We start from the raw sequence: 24916 nt of genomic DNA, 5'->3' as shown, positions 1-24916 counted from the left end.
GGCTGAAAGTGAAGTACAGCGTTCCGGATTTAGTCTGAACTCAAAAATACGGTTTCTGAACTCAACTTAAAAGGCTGTGAATGAGGAACAATCTGGCACAGCCAGATTGTCATGAGTGATCAAGGTCAATAAACGTCATTGAAAACTACGAGAGCGTATACGCAATCATCCTATCCATACCGATGCAAATTTATGTTAGTCAAAGCAGCCGTCTTGTAGTATAATAAAAAAGAACGAACATAGAGCTATAGCTCAATTGAATAGAGCATTTCCCTCCTAAGGAAAAGGTTGCCGGTTTGATTCCGGCTAGCTCTACTATAGTAAACACCGGTGATCCGCCATACTTGGATCTCCGGTGTTTTTTCTTTTAAACGTGTATGTCTTGGTAAAGTGCCAGCCAGTCCGTATACTTAAGGTGATAAATTGGATACAGACTGATTATAGAGAAAGGAGCAGAAAAAAATGACGAAAGGACCCGTACTCATTGCGGGTGCCGGCCCGACCGGACTGGTGCTGGCGTTGGAACTTGCTTACCGTAAGGTCCCTTTTAAGATCATCGATAAAGCTAAAGGTCCTGGCGAAACGTCCCGGGCCATGCTGGTCGTTCCCAATGTGCTGGAAAGTTACCAGAAGTATGGACTGGCGCAAACTGTGACTCGGCAAGGGATCATACCGGATTTTGCTCATTTTCACAGCAGGAATACGCGCATCGCTTCCTTACCCTTAGGCATCATGGGCAAAGGTCAGAGCCTCTATTCCTATCTGGTCACTTTTCCTCAGGATCAGCATGAACAGGTCCTTCTGGATAAGCTGAATGAATTTGGGATTAGTGTAGAATGGGAAAGCGAGCTGGTCGGCTTAAAACAGGTCGAAGCACACTCGGAGGTGACCATCAGGAAAAACGGTATAGTTAAAACGGAACCATTTAACTATGTCGTTGGCTGTGACGGCGCCTCGAGTCAAGTCCGCAAACAGAGCGGGATCGACTTTGAAGGCGAGACCTATGAACAGGTCTTTTATGTCCTGGATGCAGAAGTGGACGGAAAAATCGTTGAAGATGATGCCGGCGGCTTTTCCTTCATCAAAGATTATTTTGCCTTATTTTTCCCGCTGCGAAACAGAGAAACGACACGAATCATCGGCATGTTCCCACCCGACTTATCCAGAGCCGGCGATTTGAGTTATGAAAGCCTGAAGCCGAGGCTGGAAGCAGCCTTTGAAATCAAAATATTAGAAATGAACTGGTTCTCGGATTACAAGATCCATGCGAGAACGGCCACACATTTTAGAAAAGGCAATCTGTTCCTGGCGGGGGACGCTGCGCATATCCACAGCCCGATCGGCGGCCAGGGAATGAACCTGGGGATCGGTGATGCGGTCAACTTGGGCTGGAAACTGGGCGAAGTGATCAACCGAAAAGGACCAGCAGAACTGCTGGACACTTATGAAGAAGAGCGGAAAGGCATAGCTGAGTTCGTGGTCACAACGACAGACCGCCTGTTCGATCTCGTCGTAGGTGACGCGATCAGGAGCCGGCTGACGCGTCAGCTGCTGATCCCGACTGTCGCTAGTCTGGTTGAAAACGCACCACCTATGCAGAAAATTCTGTATACCCTCCTGTCACAGCTCTATATCGCTTATGAAAACAGTGACTTAAGCGAAGGAGCGAGCGAAAGACTAAAAGCGGGGCAGCGACTGCCCTATGTCGACAGCGAACCTTTTGAGTTCATTCGCGAAGCCGGCTGGCAGCTGCATACCTTTAAACCGATCGATCCAGACATCAAGGAAGCCTGTGACCGACTCGGGATCACATGGGTGATGCGCAAATGGACGAACCAGACGCGAGACAAAGGCTTCTTCAAAGAGCAGTGGCTCCTCGTTCGGCCGGACGGCTATATCGGTTGGCTGGGAAGCCAGGAACAGCGGAAGGACTTAGAACGCTACATCGAAAAATGGATGGGCTAACAATATTGATGAAAACTTTGCTGAAATCCTTTGTTAAATGAAGCGTTATCTGATATACTAGTATATGAGTAAAGATGAACAATATTTGAATGGAGGAATTTTAGTGGTCAATTTGAAAGCGAAACCATTTAATCTGGATGACAAGGGCGTCAAGTGGGTAGAAGATACCATTGCCAACATGTCACTGGATGAAAAAATCGGACAGTTATTCGTAAATATGGGTGCTGAGCGCTCAGAGGAATACTTGACTGGAGTGATGAACGACTATCACATCGCAGCCGTTCGTTATAACAAAGGAAAAGCATCAGAGGTTTACGATCAGAACAAAATTTTACAGACAAAAAGTGATATTCCATTGCTGATCGCAGCAAACACTGAAGCAGGCGGAGACGGTGCAGTCACTGATGGAACCAAAGTTGGGGACGAAGTTAAAGTTGCTGCAACCAACGACGTCAATTACGCTTACGAATTGGGACGTATCTCAGGAATCGAAGCATCAGCTGTTGGGTGTAACGCATCCTTTGCACCGATCGTTGACTTGACGCGCAACTGGAGAAACCCGATCATCTCAAACCGTACATGGGGTGCTGATGTTCAGCAGACCATCGATTATTCAAAAGAATACATGCGCGGGATCATGGAATACGGCATTATGCCTTTTGCCAAGCACTTCCCGGGAGACGGCATCGACGAACGCGACCATCACTTGTCCTATGCAAGCAACCCGATGGGCGTTGAAGAGTGGGATGCAACGTTCGGCCGCATCTATAAAGAATTATCAGACGCAGGACTTCCAGGTATCATGGCTGGACACATCCACTTGCCTGAATACGAAAAAGCGCTGCACCCTGAACGTGATGAGAAAGACTTCCTGCCTGCATCATTGAACAAAACATTATTAACCGAACTGCTGCGCGACAAATTAGGCTACAACGGCGCGATCGTTACTGATGCTTCACACATGGTCGGTATGACTGCTGCTATGCCGCGTCGTGAAATGGTCCCGACAGCGATCGAAGCAGGCTGTGACTTGTTCCTGTTCTTCAACGATCCGGATGAAGACTTCCAGTGGATGAAAGAAGGCTACGAAAACGGACTCTTGTCTGACGAACGTCTGCATGACGCCCTGCGCCGTACGTTAGGACTGAAAGCGAAACTTGGCCTGCACAACTATGAAGGCAAGCGCGAAGAGATCATGAAGCCGAAAGATGAAGCACTAAGCCTGATCAACACAGAAGAAAGCCAGGCTGTCGTTCGCGAAGTGGCTGACAAAGCGATCACACTGGTCAAAGATGAGCAGAAAGACCTGTTCCCGGTAACACCTGAACGGTACAAACGCATTTTACTCGTTCCTGTTCAAGGGCTGACGGGCGGATTCGGTGCCATGATCGCCGGCAACAAGCCAAAAGCGCATGATCACCTGAAGAAATTGCTTGAAGCACGCGGGCATGAGGTATCGATCTGGGAAAATACGGAAGAGCGTATCATGAAACTGCCTGAAAGCGAACGTGCCGGAGCCATTGCGAACGTTTATGCTCAGAAACAGCCGATCTCCAAACTCACAGAAAACTATGACCTGATCATCAACGTTTCTGACGTCAACAGCGGTGGAACCATCCAGCGTACCGTATGGCCGGCTTCAAAAGGCACACCGGACATCCCGTTCTACGTTCACGAAGTTCCGACTCTGTTCGTTTCCGTTCAGAATCCATTCGATTTGGCTGACGTTCCACAAGTTGGCACATACATCAACACCTATGACGGCATGGAAGTCACGATGGAAGAGTTAGTTAAGAAACTGGCCGGCGAAACAGAATTCAAAGGCGTAAGCTCAGTCGATGTATACTGTGACTTATTCGATACCAAAATCTGGCGTACAAGCACTTACGCTAAATAATTCGATAAAATAAGAAGGAGCCCCGCAAATCAGTATTGCACTGACCTTGCGGGGCTTCTTTTCTGAAGGATACGAATTATATAATACCTAACACAAGGACGATGGTACCGAGAACGATAGCGATCCAGTTAAGTGTTTTTTGAGGTGAAGCCAGACCGATGATCCCTAACACGATGGCAAGAAAGCCCAGGGGCATCTGGAAAGTGAAGTAACCCAAGACAGCCGCAAAGATACCGATAATACCCAGCCACATGCCTTTTGTTTTTGATAAACTGTTGTTTCCCATAAAAATCTCCTTTCTAAAAGTTCACTAGTATAACAATATCAGATTAACTGGAAAATTACGAACAAAAGAAGACTGCTCGATTCATTTTTTTCTGATTCGGTAGTTAGGATGATCACGTTGTTTCCTAAGTGCCGAAGAGACAGGTATTCGGTAAGTTGAGTCAGCAGCTTTGATCCTAACTGCCGAAGTTCGTGCATATTCGACACTTTTAAATTAGATTTAATCAGCTAGTTACCGAATGTTGCCAAGTTCGGTAACTAGCTGTTGTTTCGACTTTTTAACCTACCGAACCCATACCACCTTCGACACTTAGATGGATACATTCGCCGTCTACTGACCGAACTTCCCTGTATTCGACACTTAGCGAGATAGAAGAGATTTCAAAGTGTCGAACAGCGGCATGAATGAACTAATACTGGATGTAGGGACAGATTTTCTATCCGCAAAAAAAGGTTAACACGTCTAGAAGGACCATACTCGCCAGCGGGCGAGTATGAACAGCCTTGAACAGCCTGATTTCTTTTTCAGTATAGAAGAACTGCTTCTTTCTATGATTCTATAGTCACACGAGCCTCTTTTGCCAGCCAAGACTAAAGAGTTTTAGTTATGCAAGTAGAGTGTAGCGTATGCTATACTTGAGTAAGTAATCATTACTTTAGAATGGAGTGGTTAGAGATGAAAGTATCAACAAAATGGGAAGGCGACATGGCCTACACGATGACGAATCCGAGGGGCAAGACGATGCACCTGGATCCAAACGGTGACGGGGTGTCTCCGATGGAATCTGTGCTGGGCGGCCTGGCTGGATGCATGGGCATCGATATCGTGATGGTCCTGAAACCTTATGCGGATAAAATCAAACGCCTTGAGATCGACACGGACGGCGAACGCAATGACGAAGCACCTAAATACTTTAAATCAGTCGCTATAACGATCAATATAGACGGAGACATCCCGGCAAGCCGTGTGTGGCGTGCCGTCAAGTTGAGCGATCAGAAATACTGTTCTGTGGCCAATTCCCTTAATGCCGACTTGAGCTATAAAGTCGTCCTGAACGGCGAAGATGTCCCAGATCCTAAAAAATAAGGAGCTGAATCAATGGCGACACTGACAACAACCTTTCAATCCGAACAGCTGCAGCGCAACGTGACGTTCCAAGCTGTCATCCCGACGTCCACCAAGTCTCTCTATGACTATGAAACGAAGGCAGAAGTCAAGCCGGAAGGGTTCCGGACACTGTATCTGCTCAACGGCTGGAATGGCAACCACGAAGACTGGATCATCAATTCCACTATCGTCAAGCTGGCTGACCAGTACAATCTGGCCGTCATCATGCCGGCCGGCGAGAACAGTTTCTACGTCGATCATGTCGATGGTTCGAACTATGGTCAATTTATTGGCGAAGAACTAGTCAATGTCACGCGTAACCTGTTCCCACTTTCAACCAGACGTGAGGACACCTTTATCGGGGGTCTGTCTATGGGCGGTTACGGGGCGTTGAGAAACGGCTATCTGTACAATAAGACCTTTGGTAAAATTATCGGTTTATCTAGCAGCGTCCTGCACAAAAACGATCAGGTACACGATCTGTCCGAAGAGAATGCCGTCAACACGAAACTGAGATATATCATTCAAGGTGACGTGTTCGGGGAAATGGATGATACACTGGATATTTATGAAGTGATCAGGCATGCCGAAACAAGACCGGACCTGTTCCTGGCCATCGGCACAGAAGATTTTCTCTACAAAGAAAACCGACTCCTGCATGAGTGGCTGGAAAAAGAGGGCATTGCGCATGATTACATCGAAGCGCCGGGCGAGCATAACTGGAAATTCTGGGAAATGACGATCAGACAGGCGCTCGAATGGATCTATGGAAAGTAAAGCTTCTAAAAAGTAGAACGTCACATGACCAGTAAAACAAACAAAAAAACAGAGAAAAAGCCGGTTCCCGATTAAATGGGACCGGCTTATTACTTAACTCAACTCATTGACCGCCTTGATTTCGTTTTCTGTTAATGAAAAGTTGAAGAGATCGGCATTCTCTTTGATATGATCTTTGTTGCCGGAACGGGGAATAGGGATCGTACCGGCTTCGATCGTCCAGCGCAGGGCGATCTGTTCGGGTGTTTTTTTATACTTTTTCGCCAGTTTTCTGATCACGTCACTGTCAAGCTTTCCTTTTTTGATTGGCGAATAAGCCATGATGAAAATGGACCGGCTTTCACAGTACGCTTTCGTTTCCCAATCGACCGTTCCCGGCGCGAATTTGACCTGATTGATCACAGGCTTGACCGCCGCATTTTCCAGTAAAGGCCCCAGATTATCCGGTGTAAAGTTGGATACCCCGATGGATCTGACTTTTCCGGTCTCAAGAACAGCTTCCAATCCTTTCCAGGTATCTATATTGACAGGGTCTTCATCGTCAGGCGCATGAATGATCAGTAAATCAAGGTAGTCGAGGTTCAGTCTCGCAAGACTTTCCTCCAAGGATGTTCTCACCCCATCCGCGCTCATATCTTCACGCTCCACTTTAGTCAGCACGAACAAGTCCTCCCGTCTGATCGAGCGTTTGAGTGCGGTTTGGATCCCTTTGCCTACGTCCGCTTCATTGCCGTAATTGGGAGATGTATCGACCAAACGATACCCCAGTTCCAGTGCGTAGGCGACGGACCGTTCGGCTTTCTGTCCTTTCAGACCGGCCGTCCCGAACCCCATCACAGGAATCGTCTTGTCATCATTTAATTGATAAGAATCGGTAAATGATTTGCCCATTGTCTATTGTCCTCCTTGCGTAGTTGAATAGTTTAATTTTAATGAAAACGGTAACAGTTTTCAAAGTTTTAGACCTAAGCAAGAGAGTCAGATGAAAATGAGTCTCTTAAAATCAAATGACCTTCAAAGAATGATTCGGTCAAAAGCGTAGAGGCTAGGTAGGTCAAGGATCAGGAGGCAGGTGACTAAGTCGGGAGAAAGTTCCAGCTGATCATACGAATCGGGGCGCGAAATGACGGATTAAAGGGCTCGAAATTATTGACCTGATCATCTGTATTAAAGTGACACACTACTCGTATAAGTACCCAACCTGCTGTAATATGAGTTTAAAGAGCTAGCACAACGAGGGCTTTTCGATACGTTTGACATCTGCGGGAAATAAGCGCAAACTCATAAAGATAAGAAAAAAGCCCGGCAGACGATCGAAAAATAGAAAACCAGTGAGCCCCATTATGAGTTTGAGATTTTCTGCAATCATTCAATCAAGGAGGCAAAATCATGGACGTCACCCCCATCGCCCATTTGGAAAATAAAGACATCCGAAGAATGAAACGACTCAATAAAGAAGCTTTTCCCACAAAAGAGAGGATCGCTTTCACCAAGCTGCTGGCGCTTTCCAGGTCGCTGACCTTCGATTTTCTGGCAGTCAAAGAGGGGGAGACCTTTATAGGGTTTTATCTTATAGCTAAGAATCCAGGCAGTGCGTATATCTTTTTCTTTGCGGTCACTGAAAAGCAGTCGTCAAAAGGCTACGGCAGACAACTATTGAATGCGATCAAAGACTATTACCCGCACCAGCAGATCGTACTGGACTTGGAAGAAATGGCTCAGACTGACCCTCTCGAAGCGCATCGCGAAAAGAAAAAAGAATTTTATGAAGAGAATGGTTTTCATGAAACAGGATATGATCTGGCATATGGCGGGAAGAAGTATGAGCTCTTGTGCAGTAAAAACGCGTTTGACAAAGAAAGCTTCAAGACCCTGCTGACGGATATAAAGCCAATCATCAACAGGATCAAACCGGAAAGGTTCGAACCCGATATCATAGCAAAAACAGCCGAATGAAATGCAAAAAAGCTGCCCGCGAAGGCAGCTTTTGTTGATCAGTCAGTGTCATGCTTTTCGATGGTGATAGCGATCGTACCCCACTCTTGTTCTTTTTCAGGGGAGTAGATCGTATGGGTTTTTTCCAGCATCTTCTCAAGCGAAGAACCTTCTGCTCCCACAGCCTTTGCAGGAATCGCTTCGTACAGTTCTTTGAACGTAGGGAAGCGGGTCAGATCCTTGATCCGGACCGTCACATCTTCCAGTGGATTGGTCAGCTTGTTGAACGTGATCAGATCACCCGTTTTGAGTTTACGGCGCTTTCTGTCAAACAGCCGCACCTCTACGGTCTTCTTCCCGGAGGCCACTAATTCAAAGGGATGGTCATAAATCCCCATAAAATAATGCATATAGATTATCCTTTCACAAAAAAATCCCCTAAAGAAGCCAGGGGATTTTTTTATTATTAATATTTAGAGTTCTAGTACAAATCGAATGGAATGAGATTCGCGACTCTAATCTTGTCCAGTCATTTAATTTTGACTGGACAATAAGGAAACCACGGTCGCTTTGCTCCCCTGGTACTGGCTAGGGGGACAGCAATTTTTCATGAGTGTCAATCGAACTTAAATTGCTTTTTGGTGAGGTTCTAGTCATTTATGACGTAGAACCGCAGTACGAATCGATTGTAATGAGATTCGCGACCTTATTCTTGTCTAGTAATTTAAGTTTGACACCTTCATGAAAAAAGACAAATATAGCCATTGCGCAGTATGCTCATTCAGGCTATATTTGCTATTTTTCATGAGTGTCAACCGAACTTAAATTACATTTCTTTTCTTATGCCCAGGCGCCTTTACGGAAGACTGGGACACGGGTGCCGTCTTCACGGATACCGTCGATGTCCATCTGGTCGGAACCGATCATAAAGTCGACGTGAACGTCAGAGCGGTTCAAGCCGGCTGCTTTCAGTTCGTCTTCAGACATTTCTGTTCCGCCTTCCAGGTTGAAGGCGTAAGCAGACCCTAATGCCAGGTGGTTCGAAGCATTCTCATCGAATAGTGTATTAAAGAATGTCAGGCCAGACTGGGAGATAGGGGAAGCATCAGGAACTAAAGCCACTTCACCTAAACGTGCAGCACCTTCGTCGGTTTTGATCAGTTCCTTGATGACATCTTCACCTTTTTCAGCTTTAACGTCAACGACTTTACCGTCTTTGAAGTGGAACTCCATGCCTTCGATGATGTTTCCGGCATAGCTCAAAGGTTTGGTCGATACAACGACTCCGTCAACACGGTTGGCATCCGGTGCGCTGAAGACTTCTTCAGTAGGCATGTTGGCCATGAAACGTTCGCCGCGCGCGTTCAAGCTTCCGGCACCTTCCCAGCGGTGACCTTTTGGCAGGCCGACTGTCAGGTCAGTTCCTGGAGCAGTGTAATGCAGCGCAACGAATTGTTCTTTGTTCAACTCATCAGCTTTAGATTCCAGTGTATTGTCTTTGTTTTCCCAAGTCGAAACCGGGTCTTCGTCATACAAATGGATCGCTTTGAAAATAGCATCCCACAAAGCGTCGACACGTTCTTCAGCCGTATCCAGTTCAGGGAAGACTTTCTCTGCCCATTTTTCTCCGGAAGCTGCGGCAACGACCCAGCTGACTTTATTGGCTTGTGTGGCTTTACGCATCGCTGAGAAGGCTTTGCCTCTTGCTTTTTGAGCAGCAGCGATTTTCTTGCTGTCCAGTCCCTTCAATGAATCGGGATCAGATGAACGGACACTGATGCGGCTGGCACCTTTTTCAATGTGATCTAGAGATTCGTCGACTTTATACTGTTCGACTGTAGCCACGACCTCTTCCGATGCATGTTTGAACGTGGAACGGGTGACCTGATCGTCCGTCCACTTGACGATCACTTCTTTCGCGCCTCTCTGATAAGCGGCTTCAGTGATCAGACGGGCCAGGGGAGCCTGATCGACATCAACGCTCAATACAACGGTATGTCCGTCAGAAACATTCACACCCGTTGATACAAGCAACTCAGCATATTTCTTAAGATTCTCTTCAAAATTTGGTAAGACCATTAATTTTCCTCCTACAATTTATCATTACTTTATAATATTAGCACAGATGACAGGATGTCACAATCCAAAAACCATTATCGTCTGATCTTTGGGTTTGGCAGACGGACAAAATTATCAGTTATGTTTGATTTTTACTAAATCCTGTCAGTTTTCAAAACGGACAGAAGTTATTATGTTAACATGTTTCAGACCCCTTCCCAGTATATGTTAAACGTGTTATACTTATATGCAAACCGCTAAATAGGTATTGTTATAATACTAATATATTAGCAGGGGAGTGAAGGGTTTGCCACGAAAAAGGAGAATTTTGAAAGAACATATTTTGGAGGCCGCTTTAGAACTAATGAAAGATGAAGGGTTTCAGAACTTTACCGCTCGGCGCATTGCAGAATACTTGAATGCTTCGACGCAGCCCATCTATAAAGAATTCGATAGTATGGATCACTTGAGAGAAAATCTGCTCGAATACGTAAAAGAGAACATTCGGCAAGAGGTTTTCAAAGGGACCAAGGACAAGATCGATCTCGTAAGTGTCTGTGCCAATTATATCCATTTCGCCAAGAAAGAAGCCACGCTGTTCTGTGCACTTTTTATGGGAAGAGACTATCCTGTCCGGGCGTTACATGCCTGTGCACTTGATTCTCTGAATCAGCTGATGAACGATATGGAAGAACTCGAGGATCATGAGGAAAGAAGAGCCTTTCTGGATATTATCTGGCCGTCGATCCACGGAACGGCCGTGCTTACCGCCCAGGGTCAGCTTGAGTACGATGAGCAGACGATCAACGAAAAGGCGGAACACATCGTGACACATTCTCTCGCTGCCTGGAAACAATCCAAAATAGCTTGAGGATGCTAAAATGAAAGAAGACTTGACTAAGAGGTATGAAACCTTTTAGTCAAGTCTTTTTGCTGCTTGTCCTATTAGAAAGAAATAGTATCTGGATCAGTGGCGGAACCGGCTCGTCCAGTCATGCCGTCGATGACCTTCATATCGTCTGCATTGATTTCAAAATCAAAAATGTCCGCATTCTCAAAGACCCGCTCTTTGGTCACTGTTTTAGGAAGCGGCAGGAAGTCATGCTGAAGACTCCAGCGCAGGACCAGCTGGGCAACGGTCTTATCGTACTTTTCAGCCAGCTCCTTCAGTTCGTCGATATCGAATATCTTGCCTGTCCCCAACGGACTGTAGGCTTCGTTGATGATGTCGTGCTCAGTGTTGTATGCCACAACGTCTGGCTGCATCTCACTTGGATTGAGCAGGATCTGATTGACTGCCGGTTTGATATTCGCCGTTTCAAGCAAGGCGTCCAGATGGTGAGGCAGGAAGTTGGAGACACCAAGTGTTTTGATCTTGCCAGCGGCCACAAATTCTTCCATCGCTTTCCAGCTTTCCGCATTCGCTTCTTTCCAGTTGTCACGGAAATACTTTGGGTTCGGCCAGTGGATCAGAACGAGATCGAGGTAATCCGTATCCAGTTTGCGCAGAGAATCGTTCAGCGCTTCAACTGTGTTGTCGTAGCCGTGTTTCTTGTTGTGCAGCTTGGTCGTCAGGAAGATTTCTTCCCGCGGCACACCACTCTCTTTGATGGCTTCACCGACTTCTTCTTCATTGTTATAGCCTTGTGCTGTGTCGATATGACGGTAACCCGCTTCCAGTGCCCAAAGGACGGACTGTTTGGCTTCATTGTCTTTGGCCTGCCAGGTGCCGAAACCGACTTTCGGGATCGTCAGACCGTTGTTCATTTGATACCCGTCTGTTAATGACATGTATGCATTCCCACTTTCCACTGTATTTTTATCTCTGTAAAAAGTATAGCGAAACAAGAAAGCGAGTGCCAATATAAGTACTTAAAAAAAAGCAGCGAAAGAGGGAGTTGTCACTCATCACTGCAAAGTTGCCGGTGACAAGTATCCATCATTCACTGCTCATCTTTCTATTATATTGACCTGACCCTACTGATCTTCGAAAGCACGAATCAGTTTAGCTGCAAATGCCTTGAGGTTCTCAATGTCTTCCTCTTCAGGATTCAAGTTCACTTTTACGTTTTCGGCGCCTTTTGTGGCCCCCGTCTTTTCAAACTGCTCGTCAAAGTCATCGACTGATTTACAGTACTTTTCATAAAACGTATCGCCTGACCCAAAATTACCGTAAATCTTTCCTGTTAAATCGACATCCTCGAGTTCTTCATAGAAATCAACGATTTCATCCGGCAAATCTGCATCCGTCCCATAGGTGTAAGTACCAACGACTGTGATGTCGGCATTTTTAAAGTCCTCCGGATCAGCAAAGACACTTTCGACGAGTTCGACTTCGGCTCCCAGTTCCTGAAAAGCTTCTTCTAATATCTCCGCGCATTCTTCGGTATTTCCTGTCAGACTTGCATAAACGATCATTACACTAGGCATAGCTTGATATCCTTCTTTCTCTATATAATATAACTGCTCATTTTCGTATAAAGCTTGTCTAAAAAAGAATACCATTTAAACGGTTAAGATTCAACGGAGGACACAGATACAATCGGGGGGATTAAGATAATTATGGTGTAATTAGCTGATGAAAACAGGTATACTAGTAGATATAGAAGGTTTTACTTAATGTGACGACAGACGTTCATTGTAGAACAAACAAAGTATAGGAGAATGTTTTATGTTAGCAAAAATCCGCCGCATACCGGCAGGAACGTTTTTAGTGCCGCTCATTTTGAGTATGATCACGTACACGATCTGGCCGAATCTGTTTATGATCGGGGGATTGACACAAGCGCTGTTTTCTGGCCAGAGTGTCGGCTTTATCGCAGCCATCCTGACCTTTTTCTCAGGTACACTGATCGATGTCAAGCAGCTGGGTGATCTTATCAAGCGACAGGGGATCCTGTTTCTTTATAAAGCGGTCTTCAGTATGCTTCTGGCATGGGGATATATCCTCTTATTTGGGCAGGACGGTATCTTAGGAGTCAGTGGACTGGCATTTGCCTCCACGATCACCAGCGTCAATACAGCGATTTACCTGCTCACTGCAAAAAGTTACGGCACAAAACTGGATACGGGTGCATACGGTTTGTTCGGGGTACTGAGTCTGCCTGTACTGCCGATCATTCTGTACAGTCTGCTCTATTCTGGCGGAGGCTCAGCTATCGATCTGACCCCGGTGTTTTCTATCCTGATCCCTTTGATCCTGGGAGTGATCCTTGGGAACCTGGACGAGGATTTCACAGAATTATTCGCCCCCGGGGTGAGTGCGATCCTGCCATTTCTCGGCTGGAATGTCGGTCAGGGCGTCAATCTGATCGAAGCGATCCGTTCGGGCTTGCCCGGCGTGCTGCTGACAGTCTTTTTCATTCTGACCATGTCGACCCTGATCATTCTGGATAAAAACATCCTGAAAAACGACGGGTTATATGGAATGGCTTTGATGACTGTGGCAGGTCTATCGACATCATCTCCTGCAATTGTGGCCGCTACATTCCCGCAGGTCGAACAATATGTGTCAGGGGCAACGACCCAGGTTCTTCTTGTTTCAGTCCTGACGAGTGTCGGTATGCCGATCATTATCGCCAGAGTCGCACGCAGGATGAATAAGAAGACCAATCGATTGTAAGCATGACAACAGCTTTCGGATCCCACCTCTTTGGAAGGGATCCGGAATGTTTTACTGGACAAATCCTGTCTGGTATTAGGAAATGTATACGGTTTTATATATTTAGAAACAATAATCAGATCAAGGAGTGAGTCAATGTTTCATAAAGAACACGATGCCTTCCCGAAAGACTTTTTATGGGGATCTGCATCAGCTGCCTATCAAGTCGAAGGGGCAATGAGTGAAGACGGTAAAGGGGAGTCCGTCTGGGACCGATTCGTCAAGATCCCGGGAAAGACCTTTAAAGGAACGACCGGTGAAGTGGCGGTCGACCATTATCACCGCTATAAAGAAGACGTCAAACTGATGGCGGAACAGGGGCTGAAAGCTTACCGCTTTTCGATCGCCTGGTCACGGATCATTCCGGATGGTGACGGAGAAGTCAATGAAAAAGGTCTCGAGTTTTACGACAGCCTTATCGATGAGCTTTTAAAATACGACATCGAACCTGTTGTCACTTTGTATCACTGGGATATTCCGCAGGCCTTGCAGGATAAATATCAGGGCTGGGAAAGCCGTCAGGTCATTGAGGACTTTACACGTTATGCCGAGATCCTGTTCAAACGCTACAACGACAAGGTGAATTACTGGGTCAGCTTGAATGAGCAGAACATCTTCATCATGCTGGGCTACCGGATGGCGGCCCATCCACCGAACGTCACGGATGAAAAACGCATGTATGCGGCCAACCATATCGCCCATCTGGCCAATGCCTCAGTCATCAAGCGCTTCAGAGAACTGGGCATAAAAGGGCAGATCGGTCCGAGTTTCGCCTATGGTCCGACGTATGCCTTGAACAGTCATCCTTTAAACCAGCTGGCTGCCGAGAACAATGAAGAGTTTAATGCTCATTTATGGATGGATATTTATGTCCGGGGCGAGTATCCATCTGTGGTCTGGAAATATCTGGAGCGCCACGATCTGGCTCCTGAGATCAAACCGGGCGATACGGAACTGCTGAAAGCCGGCAAACCGGATTTTATGGGTCTCAATTATTATCAGACAGCCACTGTGGAAGCGAATCCTATAGACGGTGTCGGCGCGGGCAAAATGAACACGTCCGGGAAAAAAGGAACCAGTGAAGCGAGCGGTGTACCGGGCCTTTATAAATCTGCCGAAAACCCGTTCATTGAAAAAACGGACTGGGACTGGGACATCGATCCGACCGGCCTGCGTGTGGCCATGCGCCGTATCAACAGCCGTTACCAGCTGCCTATTTTAATTACGGAAAACGGACTGGGTGCTTATGATGACCTGGAAGAAGACGGTAGTGTCCACGATGATTACCGCATCGACTTCTTGAGAAACCATGTCAGGGCGATCCAGGAAGCGATCACTGACGGTGTCGAGGTCTTAGGTTACTGCACGTGGAGCTATACGGATCTGTTGAGCTGGTTGAACGGCTATCAGAAGCGTTACGGTTTCGTGTATGTGGACCGCGAAGAACTGGACGAAAAAGAGCTCAAACGCTACAAGAAGGACAGTTACTTCTGGTACAAAAAAGTGATCGAAACAAACGGTCAGGAACTTTAATAAAGGTTTATGATAGAAGAAAGGAAATGGTCTCGGGGGGCTCGAGACCATTTTTTCGCATATCGACAGACTTTACAGTAAAATAGTAAGAGTAAAAGGACGTTTACATAAAGGAGATTGATGATATGACTAAAGCAGTAGTGATCGTGAATCCGTCAAGCGGGCGGGCCGAGGGAGAAGAGTATGGTCCGAAAGTACAGACTGAACTTGAAAAACTTTATGACGAAGTGGAGCTGAGATGGACGGAAAAAGAAGGCGACGCCACCGACTTTGCCCGGGAAGCCGCTCGCGCGCACGTGGATGCGATCTATGCTTTAGGGGGAGACGGCACGGTCAACGAATGTATCAACGGCATCGCGCCAGAAGAGCATCGCCCGCCGTTCGGCTTTATCCCATTGGGTACCGTCAATGACCTGGGGCGCGTTTTGGGCATCCCGATGAATCCGGATAAGGCTGTGAAACAGTTGACGAACCGCCGGAAGAAAGCCATCGATATCGGAAAGATCAACCAGAAATACTTTGTCGATATCGTGGCCATCGGGTCGATCCCCGAGGCCGTTCATTCCGTTCCGGTGGAAGAAAAAACCAAGCTGGGTCCCTTTGCCTATATCATGGAAGGGTTGAAAGCCTTGTCTGAAAAGGAAGTTTACCCGTTCCAGTTCGATATCGAAGGGGAAGTATCAGAAGTGAATTCCTTTTTAGTAGTTATCGCTTTGACCAATTCCGTGGCCGGTATTCCGACCATGATCCCGGAGGCCAGCGAAGACGACGGCTATCTGCATCTCCTGGCAGTCAAAGCAGACAATCTAGCTCAGCAAGTGAATCTCGTTCCCAAGATTTTTTCCGGAAAAATCCCGGAAGACGATGAAGTCTTTTACCGCAAGTTTACCGAGGCTGAGATCTCCCTTACTGATGAGAAAAAGTACGAATCCCTCATAACCAATGTCGACGGGGACGAGGGGGATTATTTGCCGATCGATTTAAAAGTATTTAAGCAGCATATGGAAGTCTTTGTACCTGACAAGGCGGATTAAAGGGAGTATACTCAAGGTGAGAACTAGGGAGTGGCTTAAAACCCGGCCCTGGTTCCTGAAGTGGCTTTCTTACCAGACGGACCGTCCTCTTATTAAAATTCACTGTTCAAAGAAAAATCAAACCTATTTCCTCAATTGAATAAGCGTTGCCCCCTATGCTAGAATAGGAGAGGAAAATAGTTAAGATAAAGATTCAACGAACACGACAAATTTTGATAATGAGCGAAGAAAAATCAATCAAGAGGACGGTCTTTTATGGCAAAAACGAAAGTGAGAGAAATACTGCAGTCAAACGATACACCAAAAGAAAAAGCGGATTACCTGTGGGGATATTATCGCTGGCACGTGATTATCGCGGTGTCAGGGTTATTCTTTGCGGGTTATTTGCTTGTCGACTGGATAAATCGACCGGTCACGATCTTTCACCTTGGTGTTCTGGCATCAGAAGTCGACTATGAAGAAGAGCAGCAGCTGACGGAGGCACTGAATGAACTGATGCAGCCGGAGGGACGCAAAGAAACAGCTTATGCAACCTTTACCCCTCATGGCCGATCGGTCGAACGTTTCCTGGCACAGTTCTCTGCAGGCGAATATGATGTGATACTCATGAACGAAATGGACTCAGTGGAATATGCGGCGCAGGACAGCATGATGACCTATAGAGTCAACGGTATGTCCGAAGACGACTATTTCCAGCCGGAAGATTCTGAGGAACCCATCGGCATACATTCAGACAGTCTGCCGGTTTTTGACGGGTATCAGACGACCGAAGACATGATCGTGATGATCCCAGAAAACACCCGCCGCCGCGACGCCATCGAAACCTTTTTCGAGACCCAGGGCTACACCCTCGAATTCATCGACGACAACGAATAACCTTATTATCATATGGAAAGCCTTCGACCCCGGTCGAAGGCTTCTTTTTTGTTTTGGGTTCAGGGAGGACGAAACTGGCCTGGCCAGTTTCAACATTACAAGAGGTTCAGACGGAACATACGCGCTTTTTGGCGCGTATGGGCATTATAGAGAGCGGTTTTACGGTTTTTCAGCCGGTTCGGCTTATTCAAATGTAAAACTTGAACATAAAAACCGAAGATATGAAAGTTCGGTCTGATCATGGAAATAGTTATGTAGAATGAGCCGAAGTAGGTCCTACTTCGGCTCATTTATTTCTAGCATGCCTTTGTACAGACTGAACAGCTCCGTATTCAGCGTATACGGTACTTGCTCGAATCTGAATAGACCGAACCTGTTATAAATTCAGCCTGTTCAACGCTATAGACTAGCTTGTATAAACCGAAGTTACAAAAGTTCGGTTTAGTCGTGACATTAATTTGATCTGAATAAGCTGAAAAAAACTAATTTCGTGATTTTTTCATTCTTTTGTAAATATTTAAGAGTGGAGGTGATCAACTAATGTTGATATTAAAAGAGAGAAATAAGTCTAAACTACTATTAGGGCTTCAGGCATTGGACAAACGTATGAATCTATCGGAGTCAGACAAGAATTATCTGCTGAATCTTGAAAAAGGGTATGATGGAGAGGAACTTTTTGACTCTTTAGTCAAAAAGTATCTGAAAACAGATTGTCTTGTACTAAATGATTTACTCCTGGTCAGTGGCGGAAACAGTTTTCAGGTAGACAGTATCCTCATTACTTCCGATACCCTATATATTCATGAAATAAAGAATTATAAGGGAAAGTATCAGTTTACTTCCGGTCAACTTCTGACAGTGACGGGGCAGGAGATCGTTAGTCCTGTTGGTCAGATCAATCGGTCAAAAGCCTTGATGAAAGAAATGATCAAAGAATTTGGTTTAGGTCTCAATGTGAAGTCGTCGGTTGTATTCATCAATCCCTCATTTTCTTTATATTTAGCAAAACCATCGGATCCCTTTATTCTTCCAAACCAGATAGAAACATACCTGAAAGGAATAAGTCAACAGAGCTTTACCTTATCAAAAGAACACCGTTACTTGGCAAATAAATTAATGCAGGAACATAGAGAGGAAGTGCCTTATCAGAAATATCTACCTGATTATCAGATCGGTGATTTGAAACGAGAACTATATTGCACGAAATGTAGCAGTGCTTCAATTAAATTGACTAAACGCCGGGCGTATTGCAGTCGCTGTACGTTGAGTATGACAATCGATAAACTCTTAGAGGCGCATATTAGTGAATTCATACTCCTTTTTCCTAATGAAAAAGTAACAGTGAAAAAGATCCATCAGTGGTGCGGAGGAAGAATCTATCACAGGAAAGTAAGGACAGTTCTGATTGAACAGTATGAAAAAAGAGGAAAGACGAGCAACGTGTATTACGTATAAAGCATGATTAGTAGCTTTCGTTATTTCAATAAGATGAAACTGGCTGGCCAGTTTCGACATTATAAGTTTTTAGAGTTGAACATACACGCTTTCAGCGCGTATGAATATAATAAAAAAGCAGTTCTGCGATAGTTTCAGTTTATTCATCTTGAAAAGGATCGTGAAAAGACCGAACATTCTAATGTTCGGTCTTTTCATAATGGTAGTTACACTCAATAAGCCGAAGGAGATGAAGCTTCGGCTTATTCAAAAATTCTGTTTCACTGGTTGGACCGAACTGAGTCATCTTCAGCTCATACATGATTCTCCTGGATTTGAATAGACCGAACCTACCTAAACTTCGGCGTGTTCATAAATGGATTACAGTCGTATAGACCGAATTCATTGAACTTCGGTCTATACGACTGGATCTAATAACGCCAATAAGCCGGACCTCAATATATTCTTCCAATACCATCAAACCCACAAACCCACAACCCTCAATGGCGGTCCATACGCGCCGTCAGCGCGTATGCTCATCCTTGACATCACTCTTTTCAAGAAAAAGGTTTTTAAAAGCCGGGGTTTTCGCTATAATAGTAAGGGAAATGAATAGTGAAGGAGAATGTTTTGTGATCACCTTGAAATCACCTCGCGAAATCGAAGCGATGGACAAAGCCGGTGACGTGCTGGCTAAGATCCATGAGCATCTGCGCGATTTTATCAAACCGGGCATTACCGGCATGGCTATCGAAAAATACGTAGAAGAACTGATGGAAAAATACGGCGCGACAGCGGAGCAGAAAGGCTTTGAAGGCTACGAGTACTCGACATGTGTCAGCGTCAACGACGAGATCTGCCACGGCTTCCCGCGTGAAGACGTCCTGAAGCAGGGCGATCTGATCAAAGTGGATATGGTCGTCAATTTGAACGGCGCTTTAGCCGATTCATGCTGGAGCTACAGTGTCGGCGAACCGACGCCGGAACTTAAGAAACTGATGGACGTCACGAGAGAAGCCTTATATAAAGGCATCGAAGCGGCCAAACTGGGTAACCGTATCGGTGACATCGGTCATGCGATCCAGACGTATGTTGAAGCAGAAGGCTTTGCGGTCGTCCGCGAATTTATCGGACATGGTATCGGCCCGACCCTGCACGAAGCACCCAGTGTGCCGCATTACGGTCAAGCCGGCAAAGGTTCACGCCTGAAAGAAGGCCTCGTCATCACGATCGAACCGATGGTGAATACCGGCACATGGCGCTCAAAAATGGACAGCAACGGCTGGACAGCCCGAACCAAAGACGGCGGACTCAGCTGTCAGTACGAACACACCATTGCGATCACCAAAGACGGTCCGCGGATCCTGACGAAACAGGAAGGCGAATAGTCCGACCCAATGAAATAGAATACAGAAGAAGTGCGCAGCCGCGCACTTCTTTTTTCGAAAAAAATCACGGTACGTTTGTCCCGAAAAGCAGAATAGAGTCCGGACGCATTCGTTTAGCTCCTCACTTCTGATACAATGAAGGAGAGAAGAAACACTTTGTAGAGGAGAGCAGCTATGAAAACAGAAATCATTTCAGTCGGCACCGAGCTCCTAATGGGCTATGTGGTGGACACCAATGCCGGAAGGATCGCCCGGGAACTCTTGACCCTCGGCCTCGGGACCTATTACCAGCAGACTGTAGGGGACAACCCGGACCGCCTGCGCGATGCGCTGGAACTGGCATCAAAGCGGTCCGATATCATCATCCTGACAGGAGGACTGGGGCCGACGCAGGACGACATCACTAAACAAGTCGCTGCCGATGTTTTAGGCGACGAGCTGGTTTTAGATGAGAAACAGCTGGATATCATAAAGGGCGTGTTCAAAAAGCGCGGCACAGAACCGGACGAAAAAGTCTACCGCGAAGCCCTGACATTCAAGCACGGACAGACCCTGCTCAATGAGGCTGGGCTCGCCTGCGGATCCGCCTATGTACGGGAGACAAATAAAGAAACGAAGCAGCACATCCTTCTGCTTCCGGGCGTCCCTTACGAAATGGCGCATATGCTGAAAAACAAGGTGAAACCCTATCTTCAGGAAATCATACAGGACGAAGGCGTCATTGAATCCCTCTTTATGAATTTCAACGGGATCGGCGAGTCGAAAGTGGCGACGCTTCTGAATGATAAAATCGAAAATCAGACGAATCCCACGATCGCCATGTACGCCAAGCCGCGTCACATCACGATCCGCCTCACTGCCAGTGCCAAAGATGCCGAAACAGCGGCCCGAATGAACCAGAAAGCAGCGGAGGAGATCCAAGAGATCCTTTCCAAACACTTCATCGGCTACGGGGAAGACCAGACGATCGAAACCTATGTCGTCGACCGGCTGAAAAAAAAGAACCTGACCTTGAGCATTTTAGAAGGCTTCACTTCAGGGCTGGTCATGAGTTCGCTCACACGTGTGGCCGGCGTGTCTGCCGTGTTCGAAGGTGGACTGGTCTCCCTGAACGACAAGATGACAGAAAGCCAGCTCGGTCTCGAGGACCTGTCTGACGCTTCAGCAGCAGATGCGGCCAAAATGACAGCTGAACAATGTGCGGAAACATTCCAGACTGCTATCGGCTTGAGCGTCACAGCTGAAATCACGCCCAACACATCCGGCCAGCTATTGTCCGGCACTGGCTATATCGCCGTCTTCATAAAAGGGAAACCGGTCAAAATGAAGCAGTTTCCGCTGCCGGAAAAACCGCAGGCGGTACTGAGAGACCTGCTCAAAAATGAGGCACTGGCTTTCTTGAAAGACACCGTCAACTAGTTTACACTAAAAAAATATTTTTCCGCAGCATCATCGAACCGACAAAAAAGGCTTGAATCCCTTGAGATTCAAGCCTTTTCCAATATCTAAAAACTTTACAGGCGTTTCTTCTGGATCGCTTTTCTGACATGCTGCAGAGAAGCCTGCCCTTTGTCATCCAGCGAGGCCATGACATTCACGTACAACGCATCTAAAATGCTCAGCTGGGCGATGCGGGAGGCCAGCGCTTCCGAGCGGAAATCGGTTTCTTCTGACAAGGTATAAAGAGAAATATCTGATCCCTGACTGAGCGGGGACTGGGTGAAGCCGGTGATGCAGATGGTCGCAACCTGCTGCTCTTTGACGGTCTCCAGGATCTCCAGGATATCTTTGGAATGCCCCGTATGCGAGATCAAGACAGCGACATCGCCTTCTGTTAACTGGGACGCCGAGATCAGCTGCATATGGGAGTCGGTCTGAGCGCTGACGGTCAGACCGGTCCGGATGAATTTGTGGTAACCATCCATCGCAATGACGTTCGAACCACCGAACCCGAACAGTTCGATCTTGTTGGCATGCAGGATCGTGTCGACGGCCCGGGCGAAAGCGATATCATCGATCACTTCCAGCGTATCCTGCAGGGTCTTGATATTGGAACAAAAGACCTTTTCCAGGATCGTTTTTTCATCATCACTTTTAGACACCTTCTCATGCACGTCTTTCATCGCGTTCACCGACTCTGTGGCCAGAGAGATCTTCAGATCCTGAAAGCCTTTATAACTGAGCTTCTTTGTGAAGCGGAAGACGGTAGAGTCGGCCAGGTTCAATTCTTCAGCGATCTCGTTGATCGTCCCGTGGATGATTTTTTCCGGATGTTCCAGGATGAAATCCGCCATGAGACGTTCCTTGTCGCTCAAAGTAGAGTAGATAGATCGGATGCGCATCTGAGTATTTTTATTCTGGAAAGACTGATTCATACACTCACCTCTCAGGTCGTTTTTTCCAGTATAAAGTAAAAAACAGAAAAAAGAAATATTTTTCTTGAAAAGGCTTGCATGGAATAAAATTCTTTTGTATACTTACACCATAGAAAAATATTTCATAAAGGAGGATGAAAAATGAAATTAGCGATTTGTGGGTTAGGAAAAATGGGCATGAACCTGGTACTGAATTTGCTGGATCACGATCATGACGTTGTCGCGTACGATATCGACGAGGCACTGATTGCTGAAGCAGAAAGGAAGGGTGCCACAGGAGCCGCGTCACTAAAAGAGGTCGTGGATCACTTGCCGGAAAGGAAAATCATCTGGATGATGGTCCCGGCTGGAGACATCACGGAAAGTCTTGTAAACGATATCACGCCGCTGCTTTCTGCCGGGGATATTCTGATGGACGGCGGGAATGCATTATATAAAGACACGATGAGACGCTATGAAAGGCTGAAAGAGTCTGGCATCCATTATGTCGATGTGGGCACGAGCGGCGGTATGGAAGGGGCCAGAGAAGGCGCCTGTACGATGGTCGGCGGTGACAGGGAGGTCGTCGCAGAAATCGAAAAGGTTTTCCAGGACATCTCAGTCGACAAAGGGTACTTATACACCGGGAAATCCGGCAGCGGACATTTCCTCAAGATGGTCCACAATGGCGTGGAGTACGGCATGATGCAGGCAATCGGGGAAGGCTTCGATATCCTCGAAAAAAGTGCCTTTGACTACGACCACGAAGAAGTCGCTAGAGTATGGAACAACGGGTCGGTCATTCGTTCCTGGCTGATGGAACTCATGGAATATGCCTTCGCAGACGATCCGAAACTGAAAGAGATCAAAGGGATCGTTCATGCATCCGGCGAAGGGAAATGGACCGTCGAGACAGCGATGGAACTGGAGGCAGCTGCCCCGGTCATTGCCTTGTCACTGATGATGCGGAACCGCTCACTGGAGTCTGATACGTTCAGCGGGAAAGTGGTTGCTTCGCTGCGTAATCAGTTCGGCGGCCATTCAGTAGAATTGAACGATTGACATAAATACATTTAGGATCGAGCCATTCATGTATCACTACATTGAAGGTCGAACAATTTAAAAGATCAATACATTTAAGATCGAACGATCACTATATCATTACATTTAAATTGGAGGAATTATAATGGATGGAACACTATTGATTTTCATGGCGCTGGCTGGGATCGCCGTTTTGTTATTCCTGGTCATCGCATTCAAAATGCATGCCTTCGTGGCACTGCTGTTAACAAGTTTGATCGTCGGTGTCGCAACGGGCATGCCGCTTAACGGGGTCATCGACTCTGTCATCAGCGGGATGGGCGGGACTCTCGGTTTTGTCGCCATCGTCGTGGGTCTTGGGGCCATGTTCGGTAAGATGCTTGAGATTTCAGGCGGTGTCGAACGGCTCGCAAGCAGTCTATTGAGCCGATTCGGTGAAGACAAAGCGCAGTGGGCCTTAGGCATCGCCGGCTTCCTGGTCGCTATCCCGGTATTCTTCGATGTCGGCTTCATCATTCTGGTGCCGATCGTTTATGGCCTGCAGAGAAAAACAGGCCGTTCACTGCTATACTATGGTATCCCGCTTCTAGCCGGACTGGCCGTCACGCACTCATACATCCCGCCAACCCCCGGTCCGATCGCTGTCGCAGATCTCGTCGGCGCTGACTTAGGCTGGGTCATCCTGTTCGGTTTCATCGCCGGTATCCCGTCAATGATCCTGGCTGGACCAGTCTTTGGTAAATGGATATCAAAACGGATCAAGATCGGTATCCCTGAATACATGAATTTGGAAGATAAAGAATGGGACAAAGAACTGCCAAGTTTCGGCATGATCGCCTCGATCATCCTGCTGCCTTTAGCCCTGATCCTGTTTAATACCCTATCAACTGTTCTATTTGCAGAAGACAGCATCATCCGCAGTATCTCGACCTTTATCGGACATCCGATCGTCGCTCTGCTGCTGGCTACGCTCGTCACCTTTACTGTATTAGGGACGAAACGCGGCTATACCCGTAGAGAAGTGCAGGACATCGCCACCAAATCACTGGAACCTGTCGGGATCATTATCCTTGTGACCGGTGCCGGTGGTGTATTCAAACAAGTCCTGATCGATTCAGGCGTGGCACAGGTATTAGGGGAGCAAATGGCCGCTTCACCACTGCCACCGATCCTTTTAGCCTTCGTTCTGGCTTCTGCCATCCGTATCGCTCAAGGTTCAGCGACCGTATCCATGGTCACGGCGGCCGGATTGATGGCGCCTGTATTACCGTCATTGGGTGTTGAAGGACCCGGCCTGGCCCTGATCGTTATTGCCATCGCCGGCGGAGCAACCGCCTTCTCACACGTCAACGATTCCGGCTTCTGGCTGGTTTCACGCTACTTCGGCCTGGATGAAAAAGACACACTGAAAAGCTGGACAGTCATGGAGACCATCATCGGCTTTACCGGGCTTGCCATGGCGATGCTGTTAGGCGTATTCTTTATGTAAGACGTAAGGATCAGCAAAACAGAAGAAGCTTCTCCAGGAGAGGCTTCTTCTTTAGATTCAAGTACAGAGAGGGGTCATGAA

22 protein-coding genes and 1 tRNA gene are annotated in these 24916 nt (G+C 46.9%); 16 read left to right on the top strand and 7 right to left on the bottom strand.

Annotated features, from left to right (window positions below; all coding sequences use genetic code 11):
- Window positions 1-241 precede the first annotated feature (241 nt).
- From BM049_RS04310 to BM049_RS04300, 3 genes are all read left to right on the top strand, one after another.
- A tRNA-Arg gene (locus BM049_RS04310) sits at window positions 242-315 on the top strand.
- Window positions 316-462: 147 nt separating this feature from the next.
- Window positions 463-1965, top strand: a complete 1503-nt coding sequence (locus BM049_RS04305; protein ID WP_091528950.1) for an FAD-dependent monooxygenase — start codon at window positions 463-465, stop codon at window positions 1963-1965.
- 103 nt (window positions 1966-2068) lie between these two features.
- Window positions 2069-3862 carry a glycoside hydrolase family 3 protein gene (locus BM049_RS04300; RefSeq protein ID WP_245751855.1) on the top strand — a complete coding sequence of 598 codons (1794 nt, stop codon included), beginning with the start codon at window positions 2069-2071 and terminating at the stop codon, window positions 3860-3862.
- A 76-nt stretch (window positions 3863-3938) separates the two neighbouring features.
- Here BM049_RS04300 and BM049_RS04295 read toward each other — a convergent pair whose 3' ends face one another.
- Entirely contained in the window at window positions 3939-4148 is a 210-nt protein-coding gene (locus BM049_RS04295; RefSeq protein WP_091528947.1) for a DUF308 domain-containing protein, read from the bottom strand.
- Between the two features lie 675 nt (window positions 4149-4823).
- Here BM049_RS04295 and BM049_RS04290 point away from each other — a divergent pair.
- Entirely contained in the window at window positions 4824-5234 is a 411-nt protein-coding gene (locus BM049_RS04290) for an OsmC family protein (RefSeq protein ID WP_091528945.1), read from the top strand.
- A 12-nt stretch (window positions 5235-5246) separates the two neighbouring features.
- Window positions 5247-6032, top strand: a complete 786-nt coding sequence (locus tag BM049_RS04285; protein WP_091528943.1) for an alpha/beta hydrolase — start codon at window positions 5247-5249, stop codon at window positions 6030-6032.
- A 93-nt stretch (window positions 6033-6125) separates the two neighbouring features.
- Here BM049_RS04285 and BM049_RS04280 read toward each other — a convergent pair whose 3' ends face one another.
- Window positions 6126-6923, bottom strand: a complete 798-nt coding sequence (locus BM049_RS04280; RefSeq protein WP_091528942.1) for an aldo/keto reductase — start codon at window positions 6921-6923, stop codon at window positions 6126-6128.
- Between the two features lie 498 nt (window positions 6924-7421).
- On the opposite strand from BM049_RS04280, the gene BM049_RS04275 reads away from it, so the two are divergent.
- Window positions 7422-7988, top strand: coding sequence for a GNAT family N-acetyltransferase (locus BM049_RS04275; RefSeq protein ID WP_091528940.1), 567 nt, complete (start codon window positions 7422-7424; stop codon window positions 7986-7988).
- 38 nt (window positions 7989-8026) lie between these two features.
- Here BM049_RS04275 and BM049_RS04270 read toward each other — a convergent pair whose 3' ends face one another.
- Together BM049_RS04270 and BM049_RS04265 are read right to left on the bottom strand one after the other, a co-directional pair.
- On the bottom strand, window positions 8027-8377 hold the full coding sequence (locus tag BM049_RS04270) for an ASCH domain-containing protein (RefSeq protein ID WP_091528938.1): 351 nt from the start codon (window positions 8375-8377) through the stop codon (window positions 8027-8029).
- Window positions 8378-8807: 430 nt separating this feature from the next.
- Complete coding sequence (locus tag BM049_RS04265) at window positions 8808-10046, bottom strand: aminopeptidase (RefSeq protein ID WP_091528936.1); 1239 nt, start codon at window positions 10044-10046, stop codon at window positions 8808-8810.
- A 307-nt stretch (window positions 10047-10353) separates the two neighbouring features.
- Here BM049_RS04265 and BM049_RS04260 point away from each other — a divergent pair, with 307 nt between their 5' ends.
- Entirely contained in the window at window positions 10354-10896 is a 543-nt protein-coding gene (locus BM049_RS04260; RefSeq protein ID WP_091528934.1) for a TetR/AcrR family transcriptional regulator, read from the top strand.
- Between the two features lie 74 nt (window positions 10897-10970).
- On the opposite strand, the gene BM049_RS04255 is transcribed toward BM049_RS04260, so the two are convergent.
- Window positions 10971-11816 carry an aldo/keto reductase gene (locus BM049_RS04255; protein WP_091528933.1) on the bottom strand — a complete coding sequence of 282 codons (846 nt, stop codon included), beginning with the start codon at window positions 11814-11816 and terminating at the stop codon, window positions 10971-10973.
- A gap of 186 nt (window positions 11817-12002) precedes the next feature.
- Entirely contained in the window at window positions 12003-12455 is a 453-nt protein-coding gene (locus BM049_RS04250) for a flavodoxin (RefSeq protein WP_091528931.1), read from the bottom strand.
- Between the two features lie 241 nt (window positions 12456-12696).
- On the opposite strand from BM049_RS04250, the gene BM049_RS04245 reads away from it, so the two are divergent.
- From BM049_RS04245 to BM049_RS04215, 7 genes are all read left to right on the top strand, one after another.
- Window positions 12697-13647, top strand: a complete 951-nt coding sequence (locus tag BM049_RS04245) for a 2-keto-3-deoxygluconate permease (protein ID WP_091528929.1) — start codon at window positions 12697-12699, stop codon at window positions 13645-13647.
- A gap of 135 nt (window positions 13648-13782) precedes the next feature.
- Entirely contained in the window at window positions 13783-15219 is a 1437-nt protein-coding gene (locus BM049_RS04240; RefSeq protein WP_091528928.1) for a glycoside hydrolase family 1 protein, read from the top strand.
- A gap of 125 nt (window positions 15220-15344) precedes the next feature.
- Window positions 15345-16253: a diacylglycerol/lipid kinase family protein gene (locus tag BM049_RS04235; RefSeq protein ID WP_091528926.1), complete on the top strand. Its 909-nt coding sequence runs from the start codon at window positions 15345-15347 to the stop codon at window positions 16251-16253.
- 255 nt (window positions 16254-16508) lie between these two features.
- Entirely contained in the window at window positions 16509-17129 is a 621-nt protein-coding gene (locus BM049_RS04230) for a hypothetical protein (protein WP_091528924.1), read from the top strand.
- Between the two features lie 540 nt (window positions 17130-17669).
- The gene (locus BM049_RS04225) at window positions 17670-18584 is read left to right on the top strand and encodes a nuclease-related domain-containing protein (protein WP_091528922.1); all 915 of its coding nucleotides are present in this window, start codon (window positions 17670-17672) and stop codon (window positions 18582-18584) included.
- Window positions 18585-19195: 611 nt separating this feature from the next.
- Window positions 19196-19951, top strand: a complete 756-nt coding sequence (map, locus tag BM049_RS04220) for a type I methionyl aminopeptidase (protein WP_091528921.1) — start codon at window positions 19196-19198, stop codon at window positions 19949-19951.
- Window positions 19952-20125: 174 nt separating this feature from the next.
- Window positions 20126-21370, top strand: a complete 1245-nt coding sequence (locus BM049_RS04215) for a CinA family nicotinamide mononucleotide deamidase-related protein (protein WP_091528919.1) — start codon at window positions 20126-20128, stop codon at window positions 21368-21370.
- A 95-nt stretch (window positions 21371-21465) separates the two neighbouring features.
- Here the strand turns inward: BM049_RS04215 and BM049_RS04210 are convergent, their stop codons facing one another.
- A complete protein-coding gene (locus BM049_RS04210; protein ID WP_091528917.1) occupies window positions 21466-22326 on the bottom strand; it encodes a MurR/RpiR family transcriptional regulator in 861 nt (286 codons plus the stop codon).
- A 141-nt stretch (window positions 22327-22467) separates the two neighbouring features.
- Here BM049_RS04210 and gnd point away from each other — a divergent pair, with 141 nt between their 5' ends.
- Both gnd and BM049_RS04200 read left to right on the top strand, forming a co-directional pair.
- On the top strand, window positions 22468-23367 hold the full coding sequence (gene gnd / locus BM049_RS04205) for a phosphogluconate dehydrogenase (NAD(+)-dependent, decarboxylating) (RefSeq protein ID WP_091528915.1): 900 nt from the start codon (window positions 22468-22470) through the stop codon (window positions 23365-23367).
- A gap of 124 nt (window positions 23368-23491) precedes the next feature.
- Window positions 23492-24835: a GntP family permease gene (locus BM049_RS04200; RefSeq protein ID WP_091528913.1), complete on the top strand. Its 1344-nt coding sequence runs from the start codon at window positions 23492-23494 to the stop codon at window positions 24833-24835.
- Window positions 24836-24916 lie beyond the last annotated feature (81 nt).

Source organism: Alkalibacterium subtropicum, from assembly GCF_900112455.1.
Taxonomy (GTDB): Bacteria; Bacillota; Bacilli; order Lactobacillales; family Carnobacteriaceae_A; genus Alkalibacterium; species Alkalibacterium subtropicum.
This window is presented reverse-complemented; position numbering and strand designations above follow the sequence as displayed.

Coding starts and splice junctions, on each gene's coding strand:
- BM049_RS04305 (WP_091528950.1), top strand. CDS start 463: ATGACGAAAGGACCCGTACTCATTGCGGGTGCCGGCCCGACCGGACTG.
- BM049_RS04295 (WP_091528947.1), bottom strand. CDS start 4,148: ATGGGAAACAACAGTTTATCAAAAACAAAAGGCATGTGGCTGGGTATT.
- BM049_RS04290 (WP_091528945.1), top strand. CDS start 4,824: ATGAAAGTATCAACAAAATGGGAAGGCGACATGGCCTACACGATGACG.
- BM049_RS04285 (WP_091528943.1), top strand. CDS start 5,247: ATGGCGACACTGACAACAACCTTTCAATCCGAACAGCTGCAGCGCAAC.
- BM049_RS04280 (WP_091528942.1), bottom strand. CDS start 6,923: ATGGGCAAATCATTTACCGATTCTTATCAATTAAATGATGACAAGACG.
- BM049_RS04275 (WP_091528940.1), top strand. CDS start 7,422: ATGGACGTCACCCCCATCGCCCATTTGGAAAATAAAGACATCCGAAGA.
- BM049_RS04270 (WP_091528938.1), bottom strand. CDS start 8,377: ATGCATTATTTTATGGGGATTTATGACCATCCCTTTGAATTAGTGGCC.
- BM049_RS04265 (WP_091528936.1), bottom strand. CDS start 10,046: ATGGTCTTACCAAATTTTGAAGAGAATCTTAAGAAATATGCTGAGTTG.
- BM049_RS04255 (WP_091528933.1), bottom strand. CDS start 11,816: ATGTCATTAACAGACGGGTATCAAATGAACAACGGTCTGACGATCCCG.
- BM049_RS04250 (WP_091528931.1), bottom strand. CDS start 12,455: ATGCCTAGTGTAATGATCGTTTATGCAAGTCTGACAGGAAATACCGAA.
- BM049_RS04245 (WP_091528929.1), top strand. CDS start 12,697: ATGTTAGCAAAAATCCGCCGCATACCGGCAGGAACGTTTTTAGTGCCG.
- BM049_RS04240 (WP_091528928.1), top strand. CDS start 13,783: ATGTTTCATAAAGAACACGATGCCTTCCCGAAAGACTTTTTATGGGGA.
- BM049_RS04235 (WP_091528926.1), top strand. CDS start 15,345: ATGACTAAAGCAGTAGTGATCGTGAATCCGTCAAGCGGGCGGGCCGAG.
- BM049_RS04230 (WP_091528924.1), top strand. CDS start 16,509: ATGGCAAAAACGAAAGTGAGAGAAATACTGCAGTCAAACGATACACCA.
- BM049_RS04225 (WP_091528922.1), top strand. CDS start 17,670: ATGTTGATATTAAAAGAGAGAAATAAGTCTAAACTACTATTAGGGCTT.
- BM049_RS04215 (WP_091528919.1), top strand. CDS start 20,126: ATGAAAACAGAAATCATTTCAGTCGGCACCGAGCTCCTAATGGGCTAT.
- BM049_RS04210 (WP_091528917.1), bottom strand. CDS start 22,326: ATGAATCAGTCTTTCCAGAATAAAAATACTCAGATGCGCATCCGATCT.
- gnd (WP_091528915.1), top strand. CDS start 22,468: ATGAAATTAGCGATTTGTGGGTTAGGAAAAATGGGCATGAACCTGGTA.
- BM049_RS04200 (WP_091528913.1), top strand. CDS start 23,492: ATGGATGGAACACTATTGATTTTCATGGCGCTGGCTGGGATCGCCGTT.